This window comes from Kitasatospora sp. NPDC088783 (assembly GCF_044750705.1).
In the GTDB taxonomy this organism is placed as follows: Bacteria; Actinomycetota; Actinomycetes; order Streptomycetales; family Streptomycetaceae; genus Kitasatospora; species Kitasatospora fiedleri.
The window spans coordinates 733,465-756,091 of sequence record NZ_JBIVKJ010000001.1; the positions used below are offsets into that span (position 1 = coordinate 733,465).

General features: G+C 74.1%; 19 protein-coding genes, 3 tRNA genes and 1 pseudogene. 14 read left to right on the forward strand and 9 right to left on the reverse strand.

Translation table 11 applies throughout. From position 1 onward, the window contains the following. Positions 1–614: 614 nt before the first annotated feature. The 3 genes from ACIP60_RS03195 to ACIP60_RS03205 all read right to left on the reverse strand — a co-directional run bounded on the left by ACIP60_RS03195 (position 615) and on the right by ACIP60_RS03205 (position 4,224). A complete protein-coding gene (locus ACIP60_RS03195) occupies positions 615–1,013 on the reverse strand; it encodes a hypothetical protein (RefSeq protein ID WP_400679424.1) in 399 nt (132 codons plus the stop codon). A 154-nt stretch (positions 1,014–1,167) separates the two neighbouring features. Beyond that, positions 1,168–1,530, reverse strand: a complete 363-nt coding sequence (locus ACIP60_RS03200) for a hypothetical protein (RefSeq protein WP_400679425.1) — start codon at positions 1,528–1,530, stop codon at positions 1,168–1,170. A 921-nt stretch (positions 1,531–2,451) separates the two neighbouring features. Next, entirely contained in the window at positions 2,452–4,224 is a 1,773-nt protein-coding gene (locus ACIP60_RS03205; protein ID WP_400679427.1) for an AMP-binding protein, read from the reverse strand. 410 nt (positions 4,225–4,634) lie between these two features. Between ACIP60_RS03205 and ACIP60_RS03210 the strand changes: the two genes are divergently transcribed. From ACIP60_RS03210 to ACIP60_RS03225, 4 genes and pseudogenes are all read left to right on the forward strand, one after another. Then, positions 4,635–5,465 carry a GDSL-type esterase/lipase family protein gene (locus ACIP60_RS03210; protein WP_400679429.1) on the forward strand — a complete coding sequence of 277 codons (831 nt, stop codon included), beginning with the start codon at positions 4,635–4,637 and terminating at the stop codon, positions 5,463–5,465. 329 nt (positions 5,466–5,794) lie between these two features. After that, positions 5,795–6,142 (forward strand): annotated as a pseudogene (locus ACIP60_RS03215) (hypothetical protein); the annotation flags it as partial. Between the two features lie 131 nt (positions 6,143–6,273). Next, positions 6,274–7,113 (forward strand): alpha/beta fold hydrolase, encoded by an 840-nt coding sequence (locus ACIP60_RS03220; protein WP_400679430.1) that lies wholly within the window; start codon positions 6,274–6,276, stop codon positions 7,111–7,113. A gap of 308 nt (positions 7,114–7,421) precedes the next feature. Next, positions 7,422–8,240 (forward strand): SDR family NAD(P)-dependent oxidoreductase, encoded by an 819-nt coding sequence (locus ACIP60_RS03225; protein ID WP_400679432.1) that lies wholly within the window; start codon positions 7,422–7,424, stop codon positions 8,238–8,240. A 99-nt stretch (positions 8,241–8,339) separates the two neighbouring features. Here ACIP60_RS03225 and ACIP60_RS03230 read toward each other — a convergent pair whose 3' ends face one another. Next, a complete protein-coding gene (locus ACIP60_RS03230; protein ID WP_400679950.1) occupies positions 8,340–8,489 on the reverse strand; it encodes a hypothetical protein in 150 nt (49 codons plus the stop codon). Between the two features lie 291 nt (positions 8,490–8,780). On the opposite strand from ACIP60_RS03230, the gene ACIP60_RS03235 reads away from it, so the two are divergent. After that, complete coding sequence (locus ACIP60_RS03235) at positions 8,781–10,610, forward strand: alpha-glucosidase (protein ID WP_400679434.1); 1,830 nt, start codon at positions 8,781–8,783, stop codon at positions 10,608–10,610. Continuing rightward, positions 10,607–12,253 carry an alpha-amylase family protein gene (locus ACIP60_RS03240; protein WP_400679437.1) on the forward strand — a complete coding sequence of 549 codons (1,647 nt, stop codon included), beginning with the start codon at positions 10,607–10,609 and terminating at the stop codon, positions 12,251–12,253. The genes ACIP60_RS03235 and ACIP60_RS03240 overlap by 4 nt, the downstream gene beginning before the upstream one ends. 107 nt (positions 12,254–12,360) lie before the next feature. Here ACIP60_RS03240 and ACIP60_RS03245 read toward each other — a convergent pair whose 3' ends face one another. Together ACIP60_RS03245 and ACIP60_RS03250 are read right to left on the reverse strand one after the other, a co-directional pair. After that, complete coding sequence (locus tag ACIP60_RS03245) at positions 12,361–12,732, reverse strand: low affinity iron permease family protein (RefSeq protein WP_100839363.1); 372 nt, start codon at positions 12,730–12,732, stop codon at positions 12,361–12,363. 37 nt (positions 12,733–12,769) lie between these two features. Continuing rightward, complete coding sequence (locus ACIP60_RS03250) at positions 12,770–13,783, reverse strand: SDR family oxidoreductase (protein ID WP_400679440.1); 1,014 nt, start codon at positions 13,781–13,783, stop codon at positions 12,770–12,772. A 234-nt stretch (positions 13,784–14,017) separates the two neighbouring features. Here ACIP60_RS03250 and ACIP60_RS03255 point away from each other — a divergent pair. The 5 genes from ACIP60_RS03255 (at position 14,018) to ACIP60_RS03275 (ending at position 17,117) form a co-directional block, all read left to right on the forward strand. Next, a tRNA-Val gene (locus ACIP60_RS03255) sits at positions 14,018–14,092 on the forward strand. Between the two features lie 123 nt (positions 14,093–14,215). Further along, positions 14,216–15,646 (forward strand): SDR family oxidoreductase, encoded by a 1,431-nt coding sequence (locus ACIP60_RS03260; RefSeq protein ID WP_400679443.1) that lies wholly within the window; start codon positions 14,216–14,218, stop codon positions 15,644–15,646. 25 nt (positions 15,647–15,671) lie between these two features. Next, a tRNA-Trp gene (locus tag ACIP60_RS03265) sits at positions 15,672–15,744 on the forward strand. An 11-nt stretch (positions 15,745–15,755) separates the two neighbouring features. Next, a tRNA-Cys gene (locus tag ACIP60_RS03270) sits at positions 15,756–15,828 on the forward strand. A gap of 98 nt (positions 15,829–15,926) precedes the next feature. Beyond that, positions 15,927–17,117 (forward strand): ribonuclease inhibitor, encoded by a 1,191-nt coding sequence (locus ACIP60_RS03275; protein WP_400679445.1) that lies wholly within the window; start codon positions 15,927–15,929, stop codon positions 17,115–17,117. Between the two features lies 1 nt (position 17,118). Here the strand turns inward: ACIP60_RS03275 and ACIP60_RS03280 are convergent, their stop codons facing one another. Continuing rightward, positions 17,119–17,880, reverse strand: coding sequence for an SDR family NAD(P)-dependent oxidoreductase (locus ACIP60_RS03280; protein WP_111551992.1), 762 nt, complete (start codon positions 17,878–17,880; stop codon positions 17,119–17,121). Between the two features lie 132 nt (positions 17,881–18,012). Then, positions 18,013–19,155: an acyl-CoA dehydrogenase family protein gene (locus tag ACIP60_RS03285; protein WP_400679448.1), complete on the reverse strand. Its 1,143-nt coding sequence runs from the start codon at positions 19,153–19,155 to the stop codon at positions 18,013–18,015. A 232-nt stretch (positions 19,156–19,387) separates the two neighbouring features. Here ACIP60_RS03285 and ACIP60_RS03290 point away from each other — a divergent pair, with 232 nt between their 5' ends. Then, positions 19,388–19,984 carry a TetR/AcrR family transcriptional regulator gene (locus ACIP60_RS03290; RefSeq protein ID WP_100839357.1) on the forward strand — a complete coding sequence of 199 codons (597 nt, stop codon included), beginning with the start codon at positions 19,388–19,390 and terminating at the stop codon, positions 19,982–19,984. Between the two features lie 57 nt (positions 19,985–20,041). Here ACIP60_RS03290 and ACIP60_RS03295 read toward each other — a convergent pair whose 3' ends face one another. Beyond that, entirely contained in the window at positions 20,042–20,194 is a 153-nt protein-coding gene (locus ACIP60_RS03295; protein ID WP_400679450.1) for a hypothetical protein, read from the reverse strand. A 265-nt stretch (positions 20,195–20,459) separates the two neighbouring features. Here ACIP60_RS03295 and ACIP60_RS03300 point away from each other — a divergent pair, with 265 nt between their 5' ends. Together ACIP60_RS03300 and ACIP60_RS03305 are read left to right on the forward strand one after the other, a co-directional pair. After that, positions 20,460–20,993, forward strand: a complete 534-nt coding sequence (locus ACIP60_RS03300) for a hypothetical protein (protein ID WP_400679453.1) — start codon at positions 20,460–20,462, stop codon at positions 20,991–20,993. Between the two features lie 71 nt (positions 20,994–21,064). Continuing rightward, the gene (locus ACIP60_RS03305) at positions 21,065–22,489 is read left to right on the forward strand and encodes a hypothetical protein (RefSeq protein ID WP_400679455.1); all 1,425 of its coding nucleotides are present in this window, start codon (positions 21,065–21,067) and stop codon (positions 22,487–22,489) included. Positions 22,490–22,627: the final 138 nt, after the last annotated feature.

A 22,627-nucleotide genomic window follows, 5' to 3' on the forward strand; every position in this document is an offset into this window, starting at 1 on the left:
CGTCCTCGAGGCCGGCGAACTCCAGACGGCGGACACGGGCCGGAGGGCCGGGGGCGGGCGGTTCACCTGCGGCGGCGCTCTTGGCCGGTGATCACAGGCGCCGGCAGCGCGCCGGTACGCCCTGCGGCCGGGCGGAAGAGGCATGCCCGCCCCCGGGCCCGGAAGGAGATCGCCCCTCTCACGGCCAAGGACATCCGCACCTGGCTCGACCGGCTCCGCACCACCTGCCCGTGGGCCTTTTCCGGACGGCCGCCGATCGGGTGGCGGCCGGGTGGTCGGGAAGAGGGCAGAACGAACGAGGCTCCCTAGCGGTCGAGTGAGACGTCTCGCGTCTCAAGCAACCAGCCAGGAAGCCTCATTGGTCACTGCTGACCGTCACCCGCGAGGGAGACCGCCGCCCGCACCCACCGGATCGTGAAGACCCGCGTCCGGCTCCGGGCCCCCGCCCTGGCCGACACGGCCCACACCGGCGCCGGCGGAACGTTCGCCGTACCGTCCGACGGAGGGGCGAACTCCTTCACGACACACGCACCGGCTTGCCGCGGTGGAACGCGCCCGCTGCCTCGCCACGGGCAGCGGGCGCTCTTCGGCCGATCCGGCGCTCGCGCCGGGAGCTACTCGCTGATGCTCATCCAGGCCGAGCAGCGGACCGGGCTCGTGTCCCCCGCGCCGTCCACGGTGCACACCTGGGCCCGGTACTTGTTCCAGGAGTAGAGGTTGCCATCGGTTTTCCTGACGTACGTGTCGGCTCCCTTGCCGTTGTAGAAGGAGCCCCATTCCTGCCAGGTTCCGTTGTTGACCTCGATGAACGCCCGCACGCCGTGGCCGTCGGCATAGCGGTCCCAGAGCTCGAAGTCGTCGCCGTCGTCGATGAACTTCAGACTGGCGACGGTGTGGCCGTCGACCTTGAGAGATACGGACTGGTCCGTAGCCGAGGCCGGGCTGCTGATGCCGAGGATCAGGGCGGGAACGGCGAGGAGAGCCGCCGCTCGGGCGACCATATTCTTGGACACGGAATTCCCCCTGTGTGAGTCATGGAATCTTTGGCGCTTCCGGCTGTCTCTCCGTATTGCTGGAGAGCGGCGCGGATCTGCGATCCGGATGCGCCGGTGGTTGGTCAATGGGCGGCCGTTTTTCTGTTCACCCCGTCCGCCGCATCGGTGAAATTCACTCGTTGACGTACATCCAGGCGGAGCACCGGACCGGGGTCTTGTCGTTGGCGCCGTCAACCGTGCACACCTGGGCGCGGTAGTCGTTTATCGAGTAGAGGTTCCCGTCGGTCTTCTTGACCATCGTCCCCGCGCCCTTGCCGTTGTACCAGGAGCCGTTGTCCCAGTCGTACCAGTTCCCGGTGGCGCGCACCTGAATGTACGCCCGGACGCCGTGGCCGTCCGCGTAGTGGTCCCAGAGCTCCCAGTCGTCGCCGTCGTCGATGAACTTCAGGCCGCCGACGATGGTGTTGCCGGAGTAGAGGTAGACGTTCTGGTCCGTGGCGAAGGCGGGGCTGCTGGTGACCCCCACGACGAGCACGGGAACTGCGAGGACGGTCGCCAGCCTGGCAAAAACCTTCTTCGACATGTGAAACCCCCGATTTCAAGGAAAGGATGGCGAGGGTGGACGCAATTGCATTTCCGCCCTCACCGCTGCAGGGGCCTCCGACTGGCCGGGCGGGCCGGGCTTCTCGAAAAGCCCTCTGGGGGAATTCTGCTGCATGCAGGATTTCCAGGCCCGGGGTTGCTGCACGGAAAATTCCGGACCAGCCCAATCGGCCCTGCGTGCGACCCTGGTGGTCGATGGCCAAGAACATACCCCCGCAGGCGGTCCTGACGCCACATCAAGAGCGAGAAAATCAAGAAGGTCTTTTGCTTCTTTTTGATCCAATATTGGACAAATCTCTACGGAGCCGACCGTGAAGCTCAGATGAACCTCAAATTTTATTCGCGCGGACTCTCGTCGCCGGGCGTGTGTGCGAAGAACTCGTCACACGAGCACTGTGCCTGTCGGTCGAGGCGTCGCCGGTGGATGAGTGCGCAGGTGAGTGGGACGAAGGCATAGCGGAGCTTGCCAAGGCCGATGATGTCGGGCTGACCGCGGCGGGAGATGACGGGCGGGATCGGGCGTTTGCGCGGTTCCCGACGGTGGGGTTGCTGCCATGGCCCTTGTCGCCGAGCAGGGCGTCGGGGCGCGTACGGGGGAGGCGGCCACGCAGGCGCGCGTCCGGTCGACCAGTCCGGCCGCGTTCAGCCCGTCCGCTCGCTCCCGGCGGGACGTACGGCGGGCCGGTGGATCCGGAGGCGACGGGCGCGGTGCCGGCAGCGGTTCTCGGGGAGGGGACCAGTCCGGCCATGAAGCGGCTGCTGGACCGCGAGGAACTGCCGACCGAGTTCCTGGTCCCCTCCTTCGCCCTCCACCGGGGCCGCCCGGTCGGCTGGGCCGGGACGCGCCGGCGGGTCAGGCGTCCTTGAGGCCGGGGAAGTCCTCCTCCCAGAACTCGCGCTCGCCGCGGGCCGGGACGGCGTCGGGTTGCTCGGCGCCGGCGTGCCGGGCCTCTTCGAGGTGGCGCAGTTCGATGCGGCGGATCTTGCCGGAGATGGTCTTGGGGAGGTCGGCGAACTCCAGGCGGCGGATGCGCTTGTAGGGGGCGAGCCGCTTGCGGGTGAAGGCGAGGATGGAGCGGGCGGTCTCGGCGTCGGGTTCGTGGCCGGGGGCCAGGATGACGTACGCCTTGGGCACCGAGAGCCGCAGCGGGTCGGGGGAGGGGACGACCGCGGCCTCGGCCACCGCCGGGTGCTCGATCAGCACGCTCTCCAGCTCGAACGGCGACAGCCGGTAGTCGCTGCTCTTGAAGACGTCGTCGGCCCGGCCGACGAAGGTGTAGTAGCCGTCTGCGTCGCGTTGCGCGACGTCGCCGGTGTGGTAGCGGCCGCCGGCCGTGGACCGGGCGTGCCGTTCGGGGTCGTCCTGGTAGCCCGTCATCAGGCCGAGCGGCGCGGAGGCCAGGGGCAGGCAGAGTTCGCCGTCGACGCCCTCGCCGGTGATCTCCTCCCCGGTGACCGGGTCGACCAGGACGACCTGGTAGCCGGGCAGCGGGCGGCCCATCGAGCCGGGCTTGACCGGCTGCCCCGGGGTGTTGCCGATCTGGGCGGTAGTCTCGGTCTGGCCGTAGCCGTCGCGCAGGGCGACGCCCCAGGCGCGTTCGATCTGCTCGACCACCTCGGGGTTGAGCGGTTCGCCCGCGCCGACGAGTTCGCGCAGCGGCGGCTGCCACCGGCCCAGGTCCTCCAGCAGCAGCATCCGCCACACGGTGGGCGGCGCGCAGAACGAGGTGACCTGGTGGCGGACGAGGGCGTCCAGCAGCGGGCGGGCCGAGAAGCGGGGCTGGTTGACGATCAGGATCTCCGCGCCGGCGTTCCACGGGGCGAAGAAGTTGCTCCAGGCGTGCTTGGCCCAGCCGGGCGAGGACACGTTCAGGTGGACGTCGCCGGGGCGCAGGCCGATCCAGTACATCGTCGACAGGTGCCCCACCGGGTAGGAGCGGTGGGTGTGCTGCACCAGCTTGGGGCTGCTGGTGGTGCCGGAGGTGAAGTACAGCAGCAGCGGGTCCTCGGCCCGGGTCGGCCCGTCCGGGGTGAAGCCGCCGTCGAAGCCGGCCGCCTCGGCGTAGGGCAGCCAGCCGGGGACGGGCGCGCCGACCGCGATCCTGGTCCGGTCGCCGTCCTGTTCGGCGAAGCCCCCGGTGAGCGCGGACTCGGCGATCACGTGCCGCACCCGGCCGCGGGAGAGCCGGTCGGCCAGGTCGTCCGCGGTCAGCAGGGTGCTGGCCGGGATGACCACCGCGCCCAGCTTGATCGCCGCGAGCATCACCTCCCACAGCGCCACCTGGTTGCCCAGCAGCAGCAGGATGCGGTCCCCGCGCGCCACGCCCTGCTCGCGCAGCCAGCCCGCGGTGCGGTCCGAGCGCTCGCTCAGCTCGGCGAAGCTCAGCGCGCTCTCGCCCAGCTGCGCCCCGTCCGCGTCCAGGTCGACCACCCGCAGCGCGACCGCCCCGTTGCCCTCCGCCAGGACGTCGAACCAGTCCAGCGCCCAGTTGAAGTGCTCGCCCGTCGGGCGCGGGAAGCCGCGGGCGGCGTCCAGGTCGTCGCGGGTGCGCAGCAGGTGGTCCCGCGCAGCGCGAAAGTCGAGGTGAGCGGCGGAATCCCGTCGAGCGGCCGTGTCCGGTGCCATCTGTCCGTCCCTGCGTCTCCCGGCCCCGGCCGCCGCCTCGTTGCCCGGCCGCGGGCATACCGGCACGCTGCCAGCTCCTGTGATCATCGGTCAAGGGCGGCACGGAACCGAGGAGCCGGGCCCCGGAGGCCGGATCCCGCCGTCCGTCCAGGTCAGGCGGCTACCTCCGGGCGGAGCGACGGGACCCCGGGGTTGTCCGCCCCACCTGGCAACCCGAGCCGGTGAGGACGGCTCCGGAGCGGTGGGCTCGGCGGCCCGTCAGGCCGGGGCCGCAGGAGACGCTGCCGGCACCGGCGCGGGTTCACCCGTTGGGCTGGTCGGTGGCCGTTCCGGGCCCGTCCGGTCGGTGGCGGTCCGACGATGGCGGGAGCCCCGCTCCTCGCGGGCCGGTCCGACCGAGGGAGTGCACCGTGGCACCTGTCGACTACGACGTCCCCGAACGGGTGGAGGTCTCGCTGATGATCGTGGGGGACTCGATCAGCCACGGCAGCAGCGGGGACTGGACCTGGCGCTACCGGCTCTGGAAGCACCTGCGCGCGTGCGGGGTCGAGGTCGACTTCGTCGGGCCGTACAAGACCCTGGACAACATCCGCACCGAAGAGACCGGCGACGGCGACGACACCTACGCGGATGCGGCCTTCGACAAGGACCACGCCGCCAAGTGGGGGCAGCCCTACGTGGTGGCCAAGACCCTGGTCCGGGAGCAGGTCGCCGCCCACCGGCCCGACTTCGTGCTCGTCCTGCTCGGGATCAACGACATCGTCTGGTACGACGCCACCCCGGACGAACTCGAAGCCCACCTGCGGGAGTTCATCGCCAACGCCCGGGCCGGGCACCACGCGGTGCGCCTCGTCCTGGGCACCGTCCTGGAGACCGCCAGGGCCACCGCCGACTTCGCCTTCGCCCGGCGGGTCGCCAAGTGCAACGACCGCATCCGGGCCGTCGCCGCCGAACTGCGGCGCCCCCTGTCGCCCATCGAAGTCGCGGACACCGCCGTCGAGTTCACCGCGGCCGAACACACCTGGGACGACACCCACCCCAACCCCAACGGCGAGATCCGGATCGCGGCCGCGTTCGCCGACGTCCTCGCCCACCGCTTCCGGATCGGCACGCCCTTCCCCCGCCCCTACCCGGTGCTCGACGCCGTCCGCCCCGAGGCCAAGGCCCCGGTGCACGTCGACACCGCCCACGACGCCGGGCTCACCGGACACGACGACCCGCGCGGGACCCGGGCCCTGTAGGGGGACGAAACGCCCGGTGAGCCACCGGTCGCACGGTCACGCGTCGGCGCCCCGAGCGAGCACCCGAGCGGGCACCCGGTCGGCCTGCGCCGCCCGGGCCCGGGTCCGCGGCACGGTGGACGAACCGTTCCGCTCCCGGCCGGTCCGGAAGGCGAAGCGCTGTCCGGCGCAGGGGTGACCGGGCCGGACGGCCGGTGTCGGCGGGGCGGGAGTGGGCAGCCGCCGGACGTGGTGTCCGTTCCGGGGTCGCGACGAGGGAGCTGTCCATGGGTGTGCGGAAAGCGGGCCGGGAGACCGGCGGAGGCGGCGACCGGGGGCCGGACCGGGCCACGGTCGAGGCGCTGGGCCTGCTGTCGGAGGCGTTCGAGACGACGCAGCGGGCGCGCGGGCGGCTGTACGACTTCCACCAGCTGACCGGCGGCGCCGACCGGCTGCTGGGCGAGGCGGTGCGGGCGCTGCGGGCGGCCGGCCACCACGAGCAGGCGGACCTGGTCGAGCGCGAGGTGCAGGGGGCCGACGTGCTGCCCGGGATGTGGACCTTCGAGGTGGTCGAGGCGTACGAGGACGGCTACCACCGGCGCTTCGCGGAGGTGGAGGAGCGGGTGCGCCGGGCGCTCGCCGGGGAACGGCGGCACCTGGCGGAGGCGGAGATGAAACGCCGCCGCCGCACGACCTGAGCCGGCGGCCGGCGCGTGGGGAGCCGCCGGGCGGTCCCGTTCGGGGGAACGGCGGGCGGTGGGCGCGTCGGACGGCGGAGCGCGGGTAGTCGCGGTTACCCCACCGCGTCCAGGTCCAGGAGGAAGCACCCATGTCCGAGGTCACCGCCCACCACGGGCTGTTCCGCGACACCGCGCTGCACGTGGACGACACCGGCGGGCCGGGCCGCCCGGTCGTCCTGATCCACGGCTGGCCGCTGTCGGGCGAGTCGTGGAAGTACCAGGTGCCGGCCCTCGCCGAGGCCGGGTACCGCGTCGTCACCTACGACCGCCGGGGGTTCGGCCGCAGCGACAAGCCCTTCCTGGGCTACACGTACGACACCCTGGCCGACGACCTGAACGCCCTGCTCACCGAGCTGGACCTGCGCGACGTCACGCTGGTCGGCTTCTCGATGGGCGGCGGCGAGGTCGCGCGCTACGTCTCCTCGTACGGCACGGAGCGGCTGCGCGGCGTCGTGCTCGCCTCCGCCGTGACGCCCTTCATGCTGCGGACCCGCGACAACCCGCAGGGCCCGCTGACCGAGGAGGCGGCGGCCGGGACGGCCGCTTCGCTCGCCGAGGACCAGGACGCCTTCTACGACGGGTTCATGCGGGAGTTCTTCTCCGCGGACGGCGAGCTGAAGGTCACCGAGGAGCAGCTCCGCGAGGCCCGCGCCCTGTGCGACCAGGCGGACAAGAAGGCCGCCCTGGAGTGCATGACGATCTTCGGCGCCACCGACTTCCGTGCCGACCTGGAGAAGTTCGGGCCGCTGCCGACCCTGGTGCTACACGGCGACAGCGACGCCACCGTCCCGTTCGAGGGCTCCGGTGCCCGCACCCGTGCGGCGCTGCCCGGCAGCCGGGTCCACCTGCTCCCGGGCGGCCCGCACGGCGTCAACGTGAGCCACGCCGCGGAGTGGAACCGGGCGCTGCTGGAGTTCCTGGCCCGCTGAGGCCCGCGCACCCCCGCGCCCGGCCCCGGCCGATCCCCCTCCCCCCTCGGTGACGACGCCCGCGCTGGTGCGGGCCAGGGGACGGGCGCGCGGGTCATCGGCGCGGTGGGCGGTGGGCGGTGGGCGGTGGGCGGAGGGGGGCCGGGGACGGCGGGGGGCTTTCCGAGGTGGCGCGCAGGGCGGTGCGGGCGGCGCGGCTCCGGCGGTCCCCGCCGACGCGGCCGGTGCGCTCCGCCGGGGCCCCGAACCGCCGGGCGTCCGGCCCGCCTCCGACGGTTCCGCCGCGGGGAGCCGGGCATGCGCCCCGCATGGGCACTTCTCATCCGACCCCGTCCGGCCAGCCGTTCGCCGTGGTGACCGGCGCGTCCAGCGGCATCGGCTACGAACTGGCCTGGCAGTTCGCCCAACACGGCTTCGACCTGCTGGTGAACGCGGAGGACGACGGACTGTCCGCCGCCGCCGACCGGCTGCGCGCCACCGGCACGTCCGTCGAGGCCGTCCGGGCCGACCTGCGCCGCCGGCGAGGGGTGGAGGAACTCCGCGCGGCGATCACCGCCACCGGGCGCCCCGTCGCGGCCGCCGCGCTCAACGCGGGCATCGGCCGGGGCGGCGCGTTCCTCGACACCGACATCGAGGACGAGACCGACATCATCGACCTCAACGTCACCGCCACCGTCCGCCTGGCGAAGCACCTGCTCGGGGGGATGGCAGCCCGGGGCGAGGGCCGGCTGCTGATCACCTCCTCCGTCGCCTCGATGACGCCGGGCTCGTTCCAGGCCGTCTACAACGCCTCGAAGTCTTTCCTCCAGTCCTTCGCCCAGGCGGTCGGTGACGAACTCGAGGGCACCGGGGTCACCGTCACCGCGCTCATGCCCGGACCGACCGACACCGACTTCTTCCGCCGCGCGGACATGGAGGACACCCGGATCGGCCGGCAGGACAAGGACGACCCGGCCCTGGTCGCCCGGCAGGGCTTCGAGGCCCTCATGGCCGGCCGGGACAAGGTCGTCGCGGGCTCCGCGAAGACGAAGGCGCAGGGCCTGGCGAGCAAGGTGCTGCCCGACAGCCTCAAGGCCAGGGCCCACCGCAAGCTCGCCGAACCCGGTTCGGGCGGCGACGAGGACTGACCGGACTGACCGCGCCGCTTCCCGGGCCGGGCCGGGGAACGGTCCCGGCCCGGGGAACGGTCCCGGCCCGGGAAATGGTCGCCACGGCTCACAGGCTGGTCAGCGACTGGGGTGACTGCGTCCTTGCGTCCTGATCACGGTGTCGGTCCAGCGGATCTGACGCGGTGGCTGCGGGTGGCAGGCGGGGGAGAGGTCGAGGAGGCGGCGGTCGCCGGTGGCCCGGGCGAGCTGGGCGAGCTGGGCGAGCATCTCCCAGTGCAGCGAGTTCTCGCACGCGGCCGGGTGCAGGTCGCACAGGTCGCGCAGGTCGCGCAGGAGCGGCGGGGTGGGCGGCCCGGCGAGGCGTTGGCCCGCCGGCCGAACAGGTCCTTCGGACCGGGCCGCCCCCGGTTCACCCGGCCGTCCGCCCGACCCCGCACGCCCACGATCCGCCCGGCCGCCGCCCCCGCTCCCGATCGGCCGGAACCGGTCCGGTGGATCCGGCGCCAGGGGGAAGGAGGGGGCCGTGGACGGTGCGGCGAGCGGGAGGAGGACGGTGCGGTGACCGAGGACGGGAGGGACGGTCCGGTGGGCCGGGAGGACGAGGGGAGCACGGCGGAGCCGGACGGGGCGTGGTGGCGGTCGGCGGTCGTCTACCAGGTCTACCCCCGCAGCTTCGCCGACTCCGACGGCGACGGGATCGGCGACCTGGACGGCATCACGGGGCGGCTCGACCACCTCGCCGAACTGGGCGTCGACGTGCTGTGGCTGTCGCCGGTGTACCCGTCGCCGCAGGCCGACAACGGCTACGACATCAGCGACTACCAGGACGTCGACCCGCTCTTCGGCGACCTGGCGGCGTTCGACCGGCTGCTGGCGGCCGTGCACGCGCGCGGCATGCGGCTGGTGATGGACCTGGTGGTGAACCACACCTCGGACCGGCACCCGTGGTTCCAGGAGTCCCGCGACCCGGCGAGCCCCAAACGCTCCTGGTACTGGTGGCGCCCGCCCCGCGCGGACGCCGGACCGGGCACCGGCGGACCGCGCACGGGCGGACCGCACGCCCCCGAACCGAACAACTGGGGCTCGTTCTTCTCCGGCCCGGCCTGGACGTACGACGGGGCGTCCGGCGCGTACTACCTGCACCTGTTCGCCCCCGGGCAGCCGGACCTCAACTGGGAGGAACCGGCGATGCGGCAGGCGGTGTACGCGATGATGCGCTGGTGGCTGGAGCGGGGCGTGGACGGCTTCCGGATGGACGTCGTCAACCTGATCTCCAAGGACCCGGCCCTGCCGGACGGCCCGCTGCGCGGCGACGGCCCGTACGGCGACGGCTCGCCGTCCTACCTCTGCGGGCCGAGGGTGCACGAGTACCTCCGGGAGATGCACCGCGAGGTGTTCGCCCGCCACCCGGGCCGGCTGCTGACGGTGGGGGAGATGCCGGGGGTGACGGTCGAGCAGGCGCGGCTGTTCACCGACCCGGTGCGGGCCGAGGTCGACATGGTCTTCCAGTTCGAGCACGTCAGCCTGGACCACGGCCCCGGCGGGAAGTTCGACCCGAAGCCGCTGCGGCTCACCGACCTGAAGGCGTCCCTGGCCCGCTGGCAGCGGGGCCTGGCCGACACCGGCTGGAACAGCCTGTACTGGAGCAACCACGACCAGCCCCGGATCGTCTCCCGGTTCGGCGACGACGGCCCCCGCCACCGGGCGCGCTCGGCCACCATGCTCGCCACCGTCCTGCACCTGCACCGCGGCACCCCGTACGTCTACCAGGGCGAGGAACTGGGCATGACCAACGCCCCGTTCGCCTCGATCGACGACTTCCGCGACATCGAGTCGCTCAACCACTACGCGCAGGCGCTCGCGGCCGGGCAGGACCCGGAGCGGGTGCTGCGCGGACTGCGGGCCATGGGCCGGGACAACGCCAGGACGCCGATGCAGTGGGACGCCTCGCCCGGCGCCGGGTTCAGCACCGGCACCCCGTGGATCGCGGTCAACCCGAACCACACCACCGTCAACGCCGCCGACGCCCGGCGCGACCCCGACTCGGTCTACCACCACTACCGTCGGCTGATCGCCCTGCGCCACCGCGAACCGGCCGTCGTGCACGGCGACTTCACCCCGCTGCTGCCCGAGGACGAGCGAGTGTACGCCTTCACCCGCCACCACCGCGGCACCACCCTGCTCGTCCTCGGCAACTTCACCGGCGAGCACGTGCCGGTCGACCTGCCGCCGCGCTGGCGGGACGCCGAACTGCTCCTCGGAAACCTGCCCGCCGCCGACGCCCCGCAGTTCGGCGCCACCCCGCAGCCCGGCGCCCCCACCGTCCTCGCGCCCTGGGAGGCCCGCGTGCACCGACTCACCGAAACCGGAGGGAAGAACGCCCGATGAGACTGACCGAGACCTCCGACCTGTGGTGGAAGAACGCCGTCGTGTACTGCCTGGACGTCGAGACCTTCCAGGACGGGAACGGCGACGGCGTCGGCGACTTCGTCGGCCTCACCCAGCGGATCGACCACCTGGTCCGGCTCGGCGTGACCTGCCTGTGGCTGATGCCCTTCCACCCGACCCGCGAGCGCGACGACGGCTACGACATCACCGACTACTACGCCGTCGACCCCCGGCTGGGCACCCTCGGCGAGTTCACCGAGTTCGTCCGCACCGCCCGCGACCGGGGCCTGCGGGTCATCGCCGACCTGGTCGTCAACCACACCTCCGACCACCACCCGTGGTTCCGGGACGCCTGCTCCGGCCGGGACGCCCGCCGGCGCGACTGGTACGTGTGGTGCGACACCCCGCCCGCGGACGGCCCGCAGGGCGTCACCTTCCCCGACGCCGAGCAGAGCCTGTGGCAGTACCACGAACCCACCGGCCAGTACTACTTCCACCGCTTCTACAAGGAACAGCCCGACCTCAACGTCACCAACGCCGAGGTCCGCGACGAGATAGCCCGGATCATGGGCTTCTGGACGCAGCTGGGCCTGTCCGGCTTCCGGGTCGACGCGGTGCCGTTCCTGCTGGAGACCGCCGGACAGGTGGACGCCGACGACCTGCCCGACCCGCACGCGTACCTGGCCGACCTGCGGGCCTTCCTCGGCCGCCGCAACGGCGAGGCGATGCTGCTGGGCGAGGTCAACCTGCCCTACGAGGAGACGCTCGGGTTCTTCGGCGACCCCGCCTCGGGCGGCGACGAGCTGACGATGTGCTTCGACTTCATCGGCATGCAGCGGATGTACCTGGCGATGGCCCGGCAGCAGGCCGCCCCGCTGGCCGACGCACTGCGCGAACGCCCCCGGCCGCCGCGCGACGCGCACTGGGCCACCTTCGTGCGCAACCACGACGAACTCACCCTCGACAAGCTCTCCACGACCGAACGCGACGAGGTCTTCGCGGCGTTCGGCCCCGAGGCCGACATGCAGCTGTACGGCCGCGGCCTGCGCCGCCGACTGCCCCCCATGGTCGGCGGCGACCGCCGCCGGATCGACCTCGCCTACAGCCTGCTGTTCACCCTGCCCGGCACGCCCGTGCTCTTCTACGGCGAGGAGATCGGCATGGGCGAGAACCTCGCCGCCGACGGACGGCTCGCCGTCCGCACCCCCATGCAGTGGACCCCGGAGCCGACCGCGGGCTTCTCCGACGCAAACCCGGACCGCTACCCCCGGCCGCTGACCCGGGGCGCCTACGGCCCCGAGCACGTCAACGTCCGCGACCAGGCCCACGACCCGCACTCGCTGCTGACCCGGATGCGCTCCTTCGCCCAGGGCTACCGCGAGGCCCCCGAACTGGCCTGGGGCCACTGCGAGATCCTCGACGCGGGCGACCCCGCCGTCCTCGCCCACCTCAGCTCCACCCGGGACGGGGCCGTCCTGGTGCTGCACAACTTCGCCGACCGGCCCGCCACCGCCACCCCCGCCGGGGTGCCCGACGGCCGACTGACCGACGTCCTCACCGGGGCCGCCGTCGAACGGACCGGCGCGCCGCGCGTCGAGCTGCCGCCGTACGGCCACCGCTGGCTGCGGGTCGGCGAGCCCTGACCGGAGCGCCGGGCCGACACCGGAACGGCTGATCGGAGCGGCTGACCAGTGCTCCGGTCAGCCGCTCCGATCAGCCGTTGCCCGGCGCCGTTGCCCGGCGCCGCTCCTCAGAGCCGCTCCTCCAGGCGGATCGCCTCGCGCAGGTCCCGGTGGGCCCGGTCGCCGCTGCCCGCGTGCTGCTCCAGCAGGGCGGCGGCGATGGCGTCCAGCTTGCGCTGCAGGGCGTGCTCCGCGCGGCGCTCCGCGTTCTTCAGCAGGGCCAGCAGCACCAGCGTCACGGCGGTCATCACGTCCCCCGCCAGGATCTGCCACTCGGTCGACAGGCCCAGCGCGTGCACCACGAAGAAGCCCGCCACCAGCAGCAGGCAGAACACCGAGAACACCGGCGAGCCGGTCAGGTTGGACGCGGACTCGGCCAGCCGCTCGAACCGGCCCCGCCCGCCGTCGGTGCGCTCGGCGGGGTGCGGGAAGACCGTCATGCCGCCCTCCCCGCCCCGGCGCGCGCCGCCGCGCCCGTCACCGCCGCCGCCCGGCGTAGCAGCCGAGGGCCACGGCCGCGGCCGTGGCGGCGCACGCCCCGGCGACGGCGGCCCGGTGGGTGGTGGCCCACAGCTGCGGGCTCCGGCCGCTGGAGCGGCCGGTGAACCGGCCGCGCGCGCCGTGGTCCTCCCGGCCGTCCACGGGCTTCCACAGGTTGCCGGGATCGGTGTCGCGGCGGGGCTGGTCGGTCTGCTGGGAGTCGAGCCCGGTCCGGGCCAGGTAGCGGTCCAGCAGCCCCGGCACCACCGCGTTGGCGACCAGGGTGGCGACCGTGCTGCCGCCCACCCAGTACTCGCGCCGCCCCGGACGGTCCGCCGCGCGGAGGACCGCGCGGGCCGCCACCTCGGGCTGGTAGATCGGCGGGACGGGCTGCGCGCGGTTCGGCAGCCGGGAGAGCACCCAGTCGAACTGCGGGGTGTTCACGGCCGGCATCTGCACCATCGTGGTGCGCACCCCCGAACCGGCGGCCAGCAACTCGCAGCGCAGCGCCTCGTGCCAGCCCTGCAGGGCGTGCTTGGCCCCGCTGTAGGCGCTCTGGTAGGGGATGCCCCGGTAGGCGAGGGCCGAGCCGACGTGCACCAGCGTCCCGCGGTCGCGCGGCAGCATGCGGCGCAGCGCGGCCTGGGTGGCGTACACGTAGCCGAGGTAGCTCACCTCGGTGACCCGGCGGAACTCCTCCGCCGAGATCTCGGTGAAGGGCGCGAAGACGGAGGTGAACGCGTCGTTCACCCACACGTCGATCGGCCCGAGTTCGCGCTCGACGTGCTCGGCGGCGGCCTCGACGGCCCGCGGATCGCTGACGTCGGCCTCGATCACGAGGGCGGTCGTGCCCGCCTTCCGGGCCTCGGCGGCGGCTGCCTCCAGCCCCGCGCGGCCACGGGCGATCAGGGCGAGGCGGTCGCCGCGCCCGGCGAACGCCTCGACGCACGCCCGTCCGATTCCTGCGCTGGCACCGGTGATCACCACGATGCGTGAAGTGGGTGCGGTCATGCCCTGTGGTGTGTCCGGTAGTTCGCCCGGCAAACCGCCCGGGCCGGGAGCCGCCGCCCGCGCCGCCGCTCCGGCCGACCGCGCCGCCGTTCCGGCCGACCGCGACCGTGACCGTGACGGCCACCGCGACGGCGACGGCGACGGCCACCGCGACGGCGACCGCCACCGCGACGGCCGGGCCGCGCAAAAGGGTTTCCGCACGTCCCGGGCGTGCCGCTAGCATCGCTGTCACCTCCCGGGCGTGCGCGCAGAGGCAGTCGCACCGCTACGACATGGCGGACCACGCCGGTTCGAATCCGGCCCCCGGGAGGCCCGAGGGCCCCGTGGCGCAGCGGCGGACGCGCCGCACCGCCCGTGCGGAGCGCGCCGGTCCGCCCTCCGCTCGGGCCCACCGTCCGCCGCCCCGCCGCACCCCCTCCGGAGGACCGTCCGATGAGCACGACCCCGCCCCGCCCCGGGGAGGAGCCGGACGAGGCCGAACTCGCCGCCTTCGAGCGGACGCTGGGCCGCCTGTGGCTGCTGCCCGCCGACCACCCGGTGCGGCTGCGGGCCGAACGCGGCGCCGAGTCCTTCGTCCGGGACGGCCGGCACACCCGCCGCCGGGCCCGCCGCACCGAGACCGCCCGGGCCGACGCCGACCTGGTCGGCGCCACCGCCACCGGCGGCACCGCCCGCCGGGAGGACGCCCCGCTGCCCACCGCCGCCGGGCACACCCCGATCGGCGACCTCGCCCGCCCGCAGCGCTGCTACGTCTGCAAGCAGCCCTACCGGCAGGTCGACGGCTTCTACCACCGGCTGTGCCCCGCCTGCGCCGCCGACCACACCGCCCGCCGCGCGCTCAGCACCGACCTGACCGGCCGACGGGTGCTGCTCACCGGCGGACGCGTCAAGATCGGCTTCCAGCTGGCCCTGATGATGCTCCGCGACGGCGCCGAACTCGTCGTCACCAGCCGTTTCCCGCACGACACCCTGCGCCGCTTCCGGGCCGCCGAGGGCAGCGACCGCTGGCTGGACCGGCTGCGGATCGTCGGCATCGACCTGCGCGACCCGCGCCAGGTGCTCGGCCTGTGCGAGCAACTGCGTTCCGAGGGGCGGCCGTTGGACATCCTGGTGAACAATGCGGCGCAGACCCTGCGCCGCCCGCCCGAGTCGTACGCCCTGCTGGCGGCCGGCGAGACCGGTGAGACCCGTGAGCTCGGCGAGGCCGGTGCGACCGGCGCGGTCCCGGCCCGGGTCGGGTACGCGCCCGGGTTCCGCCCGATGCCCGCGCTCACCGCCGCCTGGCCCGCCGCCGAACTCGCCGCCGACGAGACCGCGTTGGCGGCGAGCCGGGTCGACGCCGGGGCGGTGGACGAGGCCGGGCTGCTGCCCGACACCGCGCCGCACAACTCCTGGTCGGCCACCCTCGGCGGGCTCGACCCGGCGGAGGTGCTGGAGACCCAGCTGGTCAACGCGCTCGCCCCGGCGCTGCTCTGCGACCGGCTGCTGCCGCTGCTGGAAGCCTCCCCGCACCCGTCCCGCTACATCGTCAACGTGACGGCGGTGGAGGGCCGGTTCGCGGTCCGCAACAAGACGGCCGGCCACCCGCACACCAACATGGCCAAGGCCGCCCTCAACATGCTCACCCGCACCAGCGCCGCCGAACTCGCCGAGCGCGGCGTCCACATGTGCGCCGTCGACACCGGCTGGATCACCGACGAGAACCCGGCGCCCAAGAAGTCCCGCCTGGCCGGTGCGGGCTTCCGCACCCCGCTGGACGTCGTGGACGGCGCGGCCCGGGTGTACGACCCGATCGTGCGCGGCGAGGCGGGGGAGCCGTTCGTGGGCGTCTTCCTGAAGGATTACCGGGTGGCGGAGTGGTGAGCGCGGCCCCTAGGATCACCGCGACGGGGCCGTAGCACAGCGGTCGATGCGCCGGTCTCCAGAACCGGAGGACGTCGGTTCGAATCCGACCGACCCCGTCACCCGGAGCGGGGCCGTAGCACAGCGGCAGATGCGTCGGCCTGCACAGCCGAAGGACGCCGGTTCGAATCCGGCCGGTCCCACACCCGGAGAAGCCCGACGGGGAATCCCGAGGGGGAGTCCGAGGGGAAGCCCGGCGGAGCGGCCCGACGAGGGCGGCGCGGAGCGGCAAGGAGCGGGAATGGCCCAGGAGTTCGCCGGAGTCCCGTCGGTGGCGCCCCGCCCGGTGGCCGAACTCGCCCCGCTGCTGGCCTGGTTGCGCAGCGGCAGCGGCACCGACCGGCGGATCGACTTCCCGGCCGGCACCGCCCTCCCGGACGGTCGGCTCGACCTGTGCAAGCAGCAACTCGGCCCGCAGGGCGCCCGGTTGGTCGCCGACGCGCTCGCCGGATCGGCCCGCAGCGGGGAGGACGGCGAGGCCCCCGTCCGGCACCTGCTGCTCGGCACCGACGGCCTCGGCGACGACGGCGCGGTCGCGTTCGCCGCCCGGGCCGCCGAAACCCCCGTCCGTACGCTCTACCTGGGCTGCAACGGCATCACCGCCGCCGGCGCCTGCCGGATCGCCGACCGGCTGCGCGCCTCGCCGCAGACCGTCCGCGCGCTCTGGCTCAAGCGCAACCCGCTCGGCATCCGCGCCGGGCAGGCCGCCGCCGAACTGATCGCCGCCGTCGAGCGGTTGCGCACCCTCGACCTGGTGCAGACCGGCCTGGACGCCACCGGGCTGGCCGTCCTCGCCGACGCCCTGCTCACCGGCGGGCGCCGCTTCGAGCGGCTCTACGTCGGCGGCAACCCGCTCGGCCCGGCCGCGGCCGAACCGCTCGCCCGGCTGATCGCCGCCGGAGCCGCCGACGAGCTGTACGCCTCCGCCGCCGGCCTCGGCGACGTCGGAGCGCGCACCCTGGCAGCCGCGCTGCGCACCGCCCCGCACGGGCGGCTGCGCCGCCTCTCGCTGGCCAGTTCGGGCCTCGGGCCGGACGCGGCGGCCGAGTTGACGGCCGCGTCGGCCGCCGCCGGGGTGGAGCTGCTGGACCTCGGGCGGGTCCCGGCGGCCCACGTGCTGGGGGCCGTCGACAACCGGCTCGACCAGGCCGCCGCCGACCGGATCGGGGCCGCGCTGGCCGCCGCCCCGCACCGCCTCGACCACCTGGTGCTCACCCACACCGGCGTCCGCAGCCGGGAGGCCCACCGGCTGCTCGACCACGCGGTCGGTGCCGCCACCCCCACCCGCTACCTGCTGGGCAAGGGCGTCGCGGGCAGCGTCCGGCACCGCCTGAACGCGCTCAGCGCGGCCGTCCCGCCGCCCGTCCCGGCCCCGGACGTGGCCGCGGTGCAGAGCGTGCACCGCACCGCGGCCACGCCCGCGGAGCGGTGACTCAGCGGGCGGCCATCCGCAGCGCGCCGTCCATCCGGATGGTCTCGCCGTTCAGGTAGTCGTGCTCGGCGATCATCGCGACCAGGCGGGCGTACTCCTCGGGGCGGGCCAGTCGCTGCGGGAAGGTGACGGTGGCGGCGAGGCCGGAGCGCACCTCCTCGGAGAAGCCCGCCATCATCGGGGTGTCGACGATGCCGGGGGCGATGGTGACCACCCGGATGCCGTACTGGGCCAGGTCGCGGGCCGCGGTGATGGTCATCCCGGCCACGCCCGCCTTGGACGCGGCGTAGGCGATCTGCCCGACCTGGCCCTCGAAGGCGGCGATCGACGCGGTGTTGACCACCAGCCCGCGCTGCCCGGCCCCGTCCGGCTCCTGGGCGGACATCGCCTCCGCGGCCAGCCGCATCACGTTGAAGGTGCCGACCAGGTTGACGTTCAGCACGCCGCGGAACAGGTCCAGGTCGTGCGGGCCGCGGCGGCCGACCACCCGCGCGGACGGGGCGATGCCCGCGCAGCTGACGGCCAGCCGCAGCGGGCGGCCGTCGGCGGCGATCCGCGCCAGCGCGTCGCGCACCGGCTGCTCCTCGGTGACGTCCGCGCCGAGCAGGGTGACGCCCGCGGGTTGCGCGGGGGCGGACTCCACCGCCTTGGGCAGGTCGAGGCCGTAGACGGTGGCGCCGAGCGAGGCCAGGTGGGCGGCGGTGGCCGCGCCGAGACCGGAGGCGGCGCCGGTGACCAGGGCGGCGGTGCCGGAGAGCTGCATGGTGGAACGTCCTTTCGGGGCGGGGTTTTCGGCGTCGGCCGAGGGCGGGTGGACGTCGGGGGATGGGCGTCGGCGGGTGGGCGTCGGCGGGTGGGCGTCGGCGGGTGGGCGTCGGCGGACGCCGGTCCGGCGTCAGCGGGTGGCGAGGTGGCGGCTGATCACCAGGCGCTGGATCTGGTTGGTGCCCTCGAAGATCTGCATGATCTTCGCCTCGCGCATGTACCGCTCGACCGGGAAGTCCCGGGTGTAGCCGTAGCCGCCGAACACCTGCACCGCGTCCGTGGTGACCTTCATCGCGGCGTCGGTGGCGACCAGCTTGGCCACGCTGGCCTGCCGGCTGAACGGGCGGCCCAGGTCGCGGCGGCGGGCCGCGTCCAGGTAGGTGGCGCGGGCGGAGTCGACGGCGGCGGCCATGTCGGCGAGCAGGAAGCCCAGGCCCTGGTGGTCGACGATCCGGCGGCCGAAGGTGGTGCGCTCGTTGGCGTACGCGACGGCGTGGTCCAGCGCGGCCTGGGCCAGGCCGGTGGCGCAGGCCGCGATGCCGAGCCGGCCCGAGTCGAGGGCGGAGAACGCGATCGGCAGGCCCTGGCCCTCCGCGCCGATCAGCCGGTCGCGCTCCAGCAGCGCGCCGTCCCAGTACGCGGCGGTGGTCGGCACCGCGTTCAGGCCCATCTTCTCCTCCGGCGGGCCGAAGGTCAGGCCCTCGACCTGCCCGGGCGCCAGGAAGCAGGACACCCCGTGCGGGCCGGGCGCGGTGCGGGCGAACAGGGCGTAGAAGTCGGCCTTGCCGCCGTGGGTGATCCACGCCTTGGTGCCGGTGATCCGGTACCCCTTCTCCACCGGCTCGGCCTTGCAGCTCAGCGCCCCCGCGTCCGAGCCCGCGTGCGGCTCGGAGAGGCTGTAGCCGCCGACCAGCTCGCCCGCGAGCATCCGGGGCAGCCAGCGCTCCTGCTGCTCGGGCGTGCCGTACGCGGTCAGCGGGTGGCAGGCCAGGGTGTGCACGCTGGTGGCCACCGCGACGGCCGCCCAGCGGGACGCCAGCTCCTCCAGCACCTGGAGGTACACCTCGTAGGGCTGGCCGCCGCCGCCGAACTCCTCCGGGTAGGGCAGGCCCAGCAGCCCGGCCTGCCCGAGCAGCGCGAACAGGCCCTCCGGGTAGCGCTCCTCCTTCTCGTGGGAGGCGACCTTGGTCGCGAGTTCCCTGTCGGCGAGATCGCGGGTCAGCGCGATCAGGTCCGCGGCTTCCTCGGTGGGCAGCAAGCGATCCACGGCCATGTTCCGGCTCCAAGCGGTACGCAAAGCGGTACGTCAGTACCGCTCAGCGTAGCGCAGGGTGCCCCGACCCGGGCAGGCCGCCGCCGCCGGGGACCGGAGCGGCCCGCGACTGACCGCCAAGGCCCGCCCGCGACGGCCGGGCGGAGCAGCCGCCCGGAGCGGCCGGACCGCCCGGCCCCGCCCGGACCGGGTGAGGTGCCGACCCCCGGTGACCGGCTGCCATACTGGCCGGGTGATCGACAGCGCAGCCGCAGCCCGGCCCACCGGACGGGGCGCCGCCCGCCGCAGTGAGCTCTTCGAGGAACTGGTGGCGCTGTTCGTGGCCGAGGGCTTCGCCCGGTTCACCCTGGACGACCTGGCCGCCCGCCTGCACTGCTCCAAGCGCACGCTGTACGGGCTGGCCGGCTCCAAGGAACAGCTGGTGCGCGCCGCCGTGGTGCACTTCTTCCGCGAGGCCACCGCCCGGGTCGGCGCGGCCCTGGCCGCCGAGACCGACCCGGCCGCCCGGCTGGCCGCCTACCTGCGCGCCGTCTCCGCCGAACTCGCCCCCGGCTCGGCCCGCTTCTTCGACGACCTGGCCGCCTTCGAACCGGCCGCCGAGGTCTACGGCCGCAACACCCGGGCCGCCGCCCGCCAGATCCAGCAGCTGATCGAGGACGGCGTCGCGGCCGGCGCCTTCCGCGAGACCCACGTGGCCTTCGCCGCGGACGTGATCAGCTCGGTCATGGTGCGCATCCAGCAGCGCCAGGTCGCCGAGGCCACCGGCCTGGCCGACGCCGAGGCGTACGGGCACCTGGCCGAACTCCTGCTGCACGGTCTGCTGCGCTGAACCCCGCCCCTCCCGGCAGCGCCGCCCCTCCCCGGGCCGTCGCCCCTCCCGGCGGCGTCAGCCCTCCCGGTCGACGGGGGAGCCGGCCCGCTCCGCCGCCGCGGGGTCGCAGAGCGGGCAGCGGCCGTTCTCGCGGACCTTGCCGCACTCCTCGCAGACCAGGTGCAGGAAGCAGGCGGGCTCGCCGCCCGCGGGCTCGGTGGGTTCCATGCCCCCAGTGTGCCGTGCGGGCCGGTCGGCCCGGGACGGCGGCCCGGGGCCGGGCGTCCCGGTCCGGGTCCAACTTCGCCTCCATGTCCGCCTCCAAGTCCGCCTACAGATAAGCCTTTCGGATAGTCCGACCTTTGTCCGCCGCGCGGGTTCTCGCGCTCCGGCGGCGGTGCGTCGGACCGCCACCGCCCGCCGGCACGGTCGATCCTTCCGGGAGTTGACGAGGTCGACGAAGTCGACGACGAGAGCGGGAGGTGGCTGGACGGTGAGCATCGGTCGGCGCGGTTGGTGGCGGCTCGGCATCGCGGCCGTGTTGTGCATGACCGGGACCGCCACGGCGGCGGTGGCGTCCGGGGTGACGCCGCAGCAAGGCCGCGCGGCGGTGAGCGCGGACGAACAGCGGGCCCCCGACAGCGAGGACGGCCTCCAGGTGGTGAACGTCTCGGTAGACCGCACCCGGGTGCGCGGCCTCACCGTGGTGCGCGCCCTGGTGGCCAACTTCGGCCCGAACCCGGTCACCGACCGGTTCACCACCACGGTGCGCCTGCCCAAGGGCGTCACGGTGGAGGGCAGGGTCTTCCCGGACGACTGCCGACCGGACGACCGGGGACGGGAGTTGACCTGCCGGTTCCGCAAGGGCCTGGGGCTGCGCCGCAGCGCCACGGTGCTCGTCCCGCTGCGGGTCGCGGACTACGTGCGCTCCGGTGAGCGGCTCTCCGGCGGCGTGGTCTCCCTCCAGGACCCGGACCGTCCGGACCGGCCCGTCCCGAGCCGGGCGTTCACCATCGACGTCCAGTAGCCCCGACCGCCACCGGGCCCGCGCGGCCCCCCACTCGTTCCCCGACGACCCCGTCCGCCGATCGGAGCTCCGTGTCCCTGCCCCGCCGCGTAGCACTGCTGTCGCTGCTGCTCGTCGTCCCGCTGCTGCCCGCCGCCCCGGCCTCCGCCGCCCCGCGGATCCAGCAGCGCAGTCTCGCCCCCGTCAGCGCCCTGCCCGACACGCCGGTCGCGGCGACGCTCTCGGTCGGCTCGCTCTCCTCCTGCGTCACCGTGGACGAACTCGGTGTCGGCGTCCGGGACGCCGACCAGCAGAACCTGGACTTCCCCGGCTCCACCGGCCGGACCCGGATCTGCCCCGGCGGCTACACCCTGACCACCGCCGGCCGCAGCTTCCCGGCCGGGACGTACACCGAGTTCGGCTTCTACCGGATCGGCTCGACGTACTACGACCTGCCCAGCCAGACCCTGACCGTCGCCGCGCCCACCGTCCGCCAGGTCGCCCTGGTGCCCGCCCGGGCCGCCGCCGACACCCCCGTCACCGCCACCCTGGCCCTCAACTCCACCGCCTGCCTGACGGCCGACGAGGTCGGCGTCGGCGTCCGGGACGCCGACCAGCAGAACCTGGACTTCCCCGGCACCGCCACCGACGTGCGGATCTGCCCGCAGGGCTACACGCTGACCACCGCCGCCCGCAGCTTCCCGGCCGGGACGTACACCGAGTTCGGCTTCTACCGGATCGGGGACGAGTACCACAACCTGCCCAGCCGGACGTTCACCGTCACCGGCTCGGTGACCCCGCCCAACCCGCCGACGCCGCCGTTCCCCGCCGGGCAACTGGTGTTCGACGAGGAGTTCAGCAGCCCGCCGCGCACCGGCACCACCTGGAACGACACCAGCACCAGCGCCTACCGGTACGGCAACCACAACCCGGACGACGACAAGCTGGACTGGCTCCAGACCGGCGCGCTGAGCAACAGGAGCGGGGCGAACGCCTTCACCGCCACCCCCGGCACCAACCTGCTGGAGAACGGCGACCGGTCCTGGGACACCGGCCTGCTCACCACCGAGGGCACCCAGCAGGGCTTCCAGGTCCGACCCGGCGACTACGCGGAGGTCCGGATCCAACTGCCCAGCGGCAACGGCGCCTGGCCGGCGCTGTGGACCTGGAAGGACGGCGGCAACGAGATCGACTCCTTCGAGTACCACCCGGACAACCCCAACCTGCTGGAGCTCTCCAACCGGATCAACAACGCCGGCACCTACTACACCGACGCCGACGCGATCCGCCCCGGCGCCTGGGTCAGCATCGGCGTCCACTACGGGGCCTCCAACAACGACTGGTACGTCAACAACAAGCTGGTGTTCTCCGACCACACCGGCACCGGCCCGAACTGGAGCGCCTACCTGATCCTCAACCTGTCGATCTGCGCGGGCTCCTGGCACCCCGCGCCGTCCGACACCAACGCGATCTCCACCGCCGCCGACTACCTGCGGGTCTGGCGGCCCCGCGCCTGACGACCCGACAGCCCCGCGGGGCGGCACCGGCTCTCCGGCCGGTGCCGCCCCGTCGTGCTGACAGCCCGGATTGCCGGGGGATGGGATGGGATGGTCGATGGGTGGCACCCCGGATTGTCGGGGGCGGGGCGGGGTCGG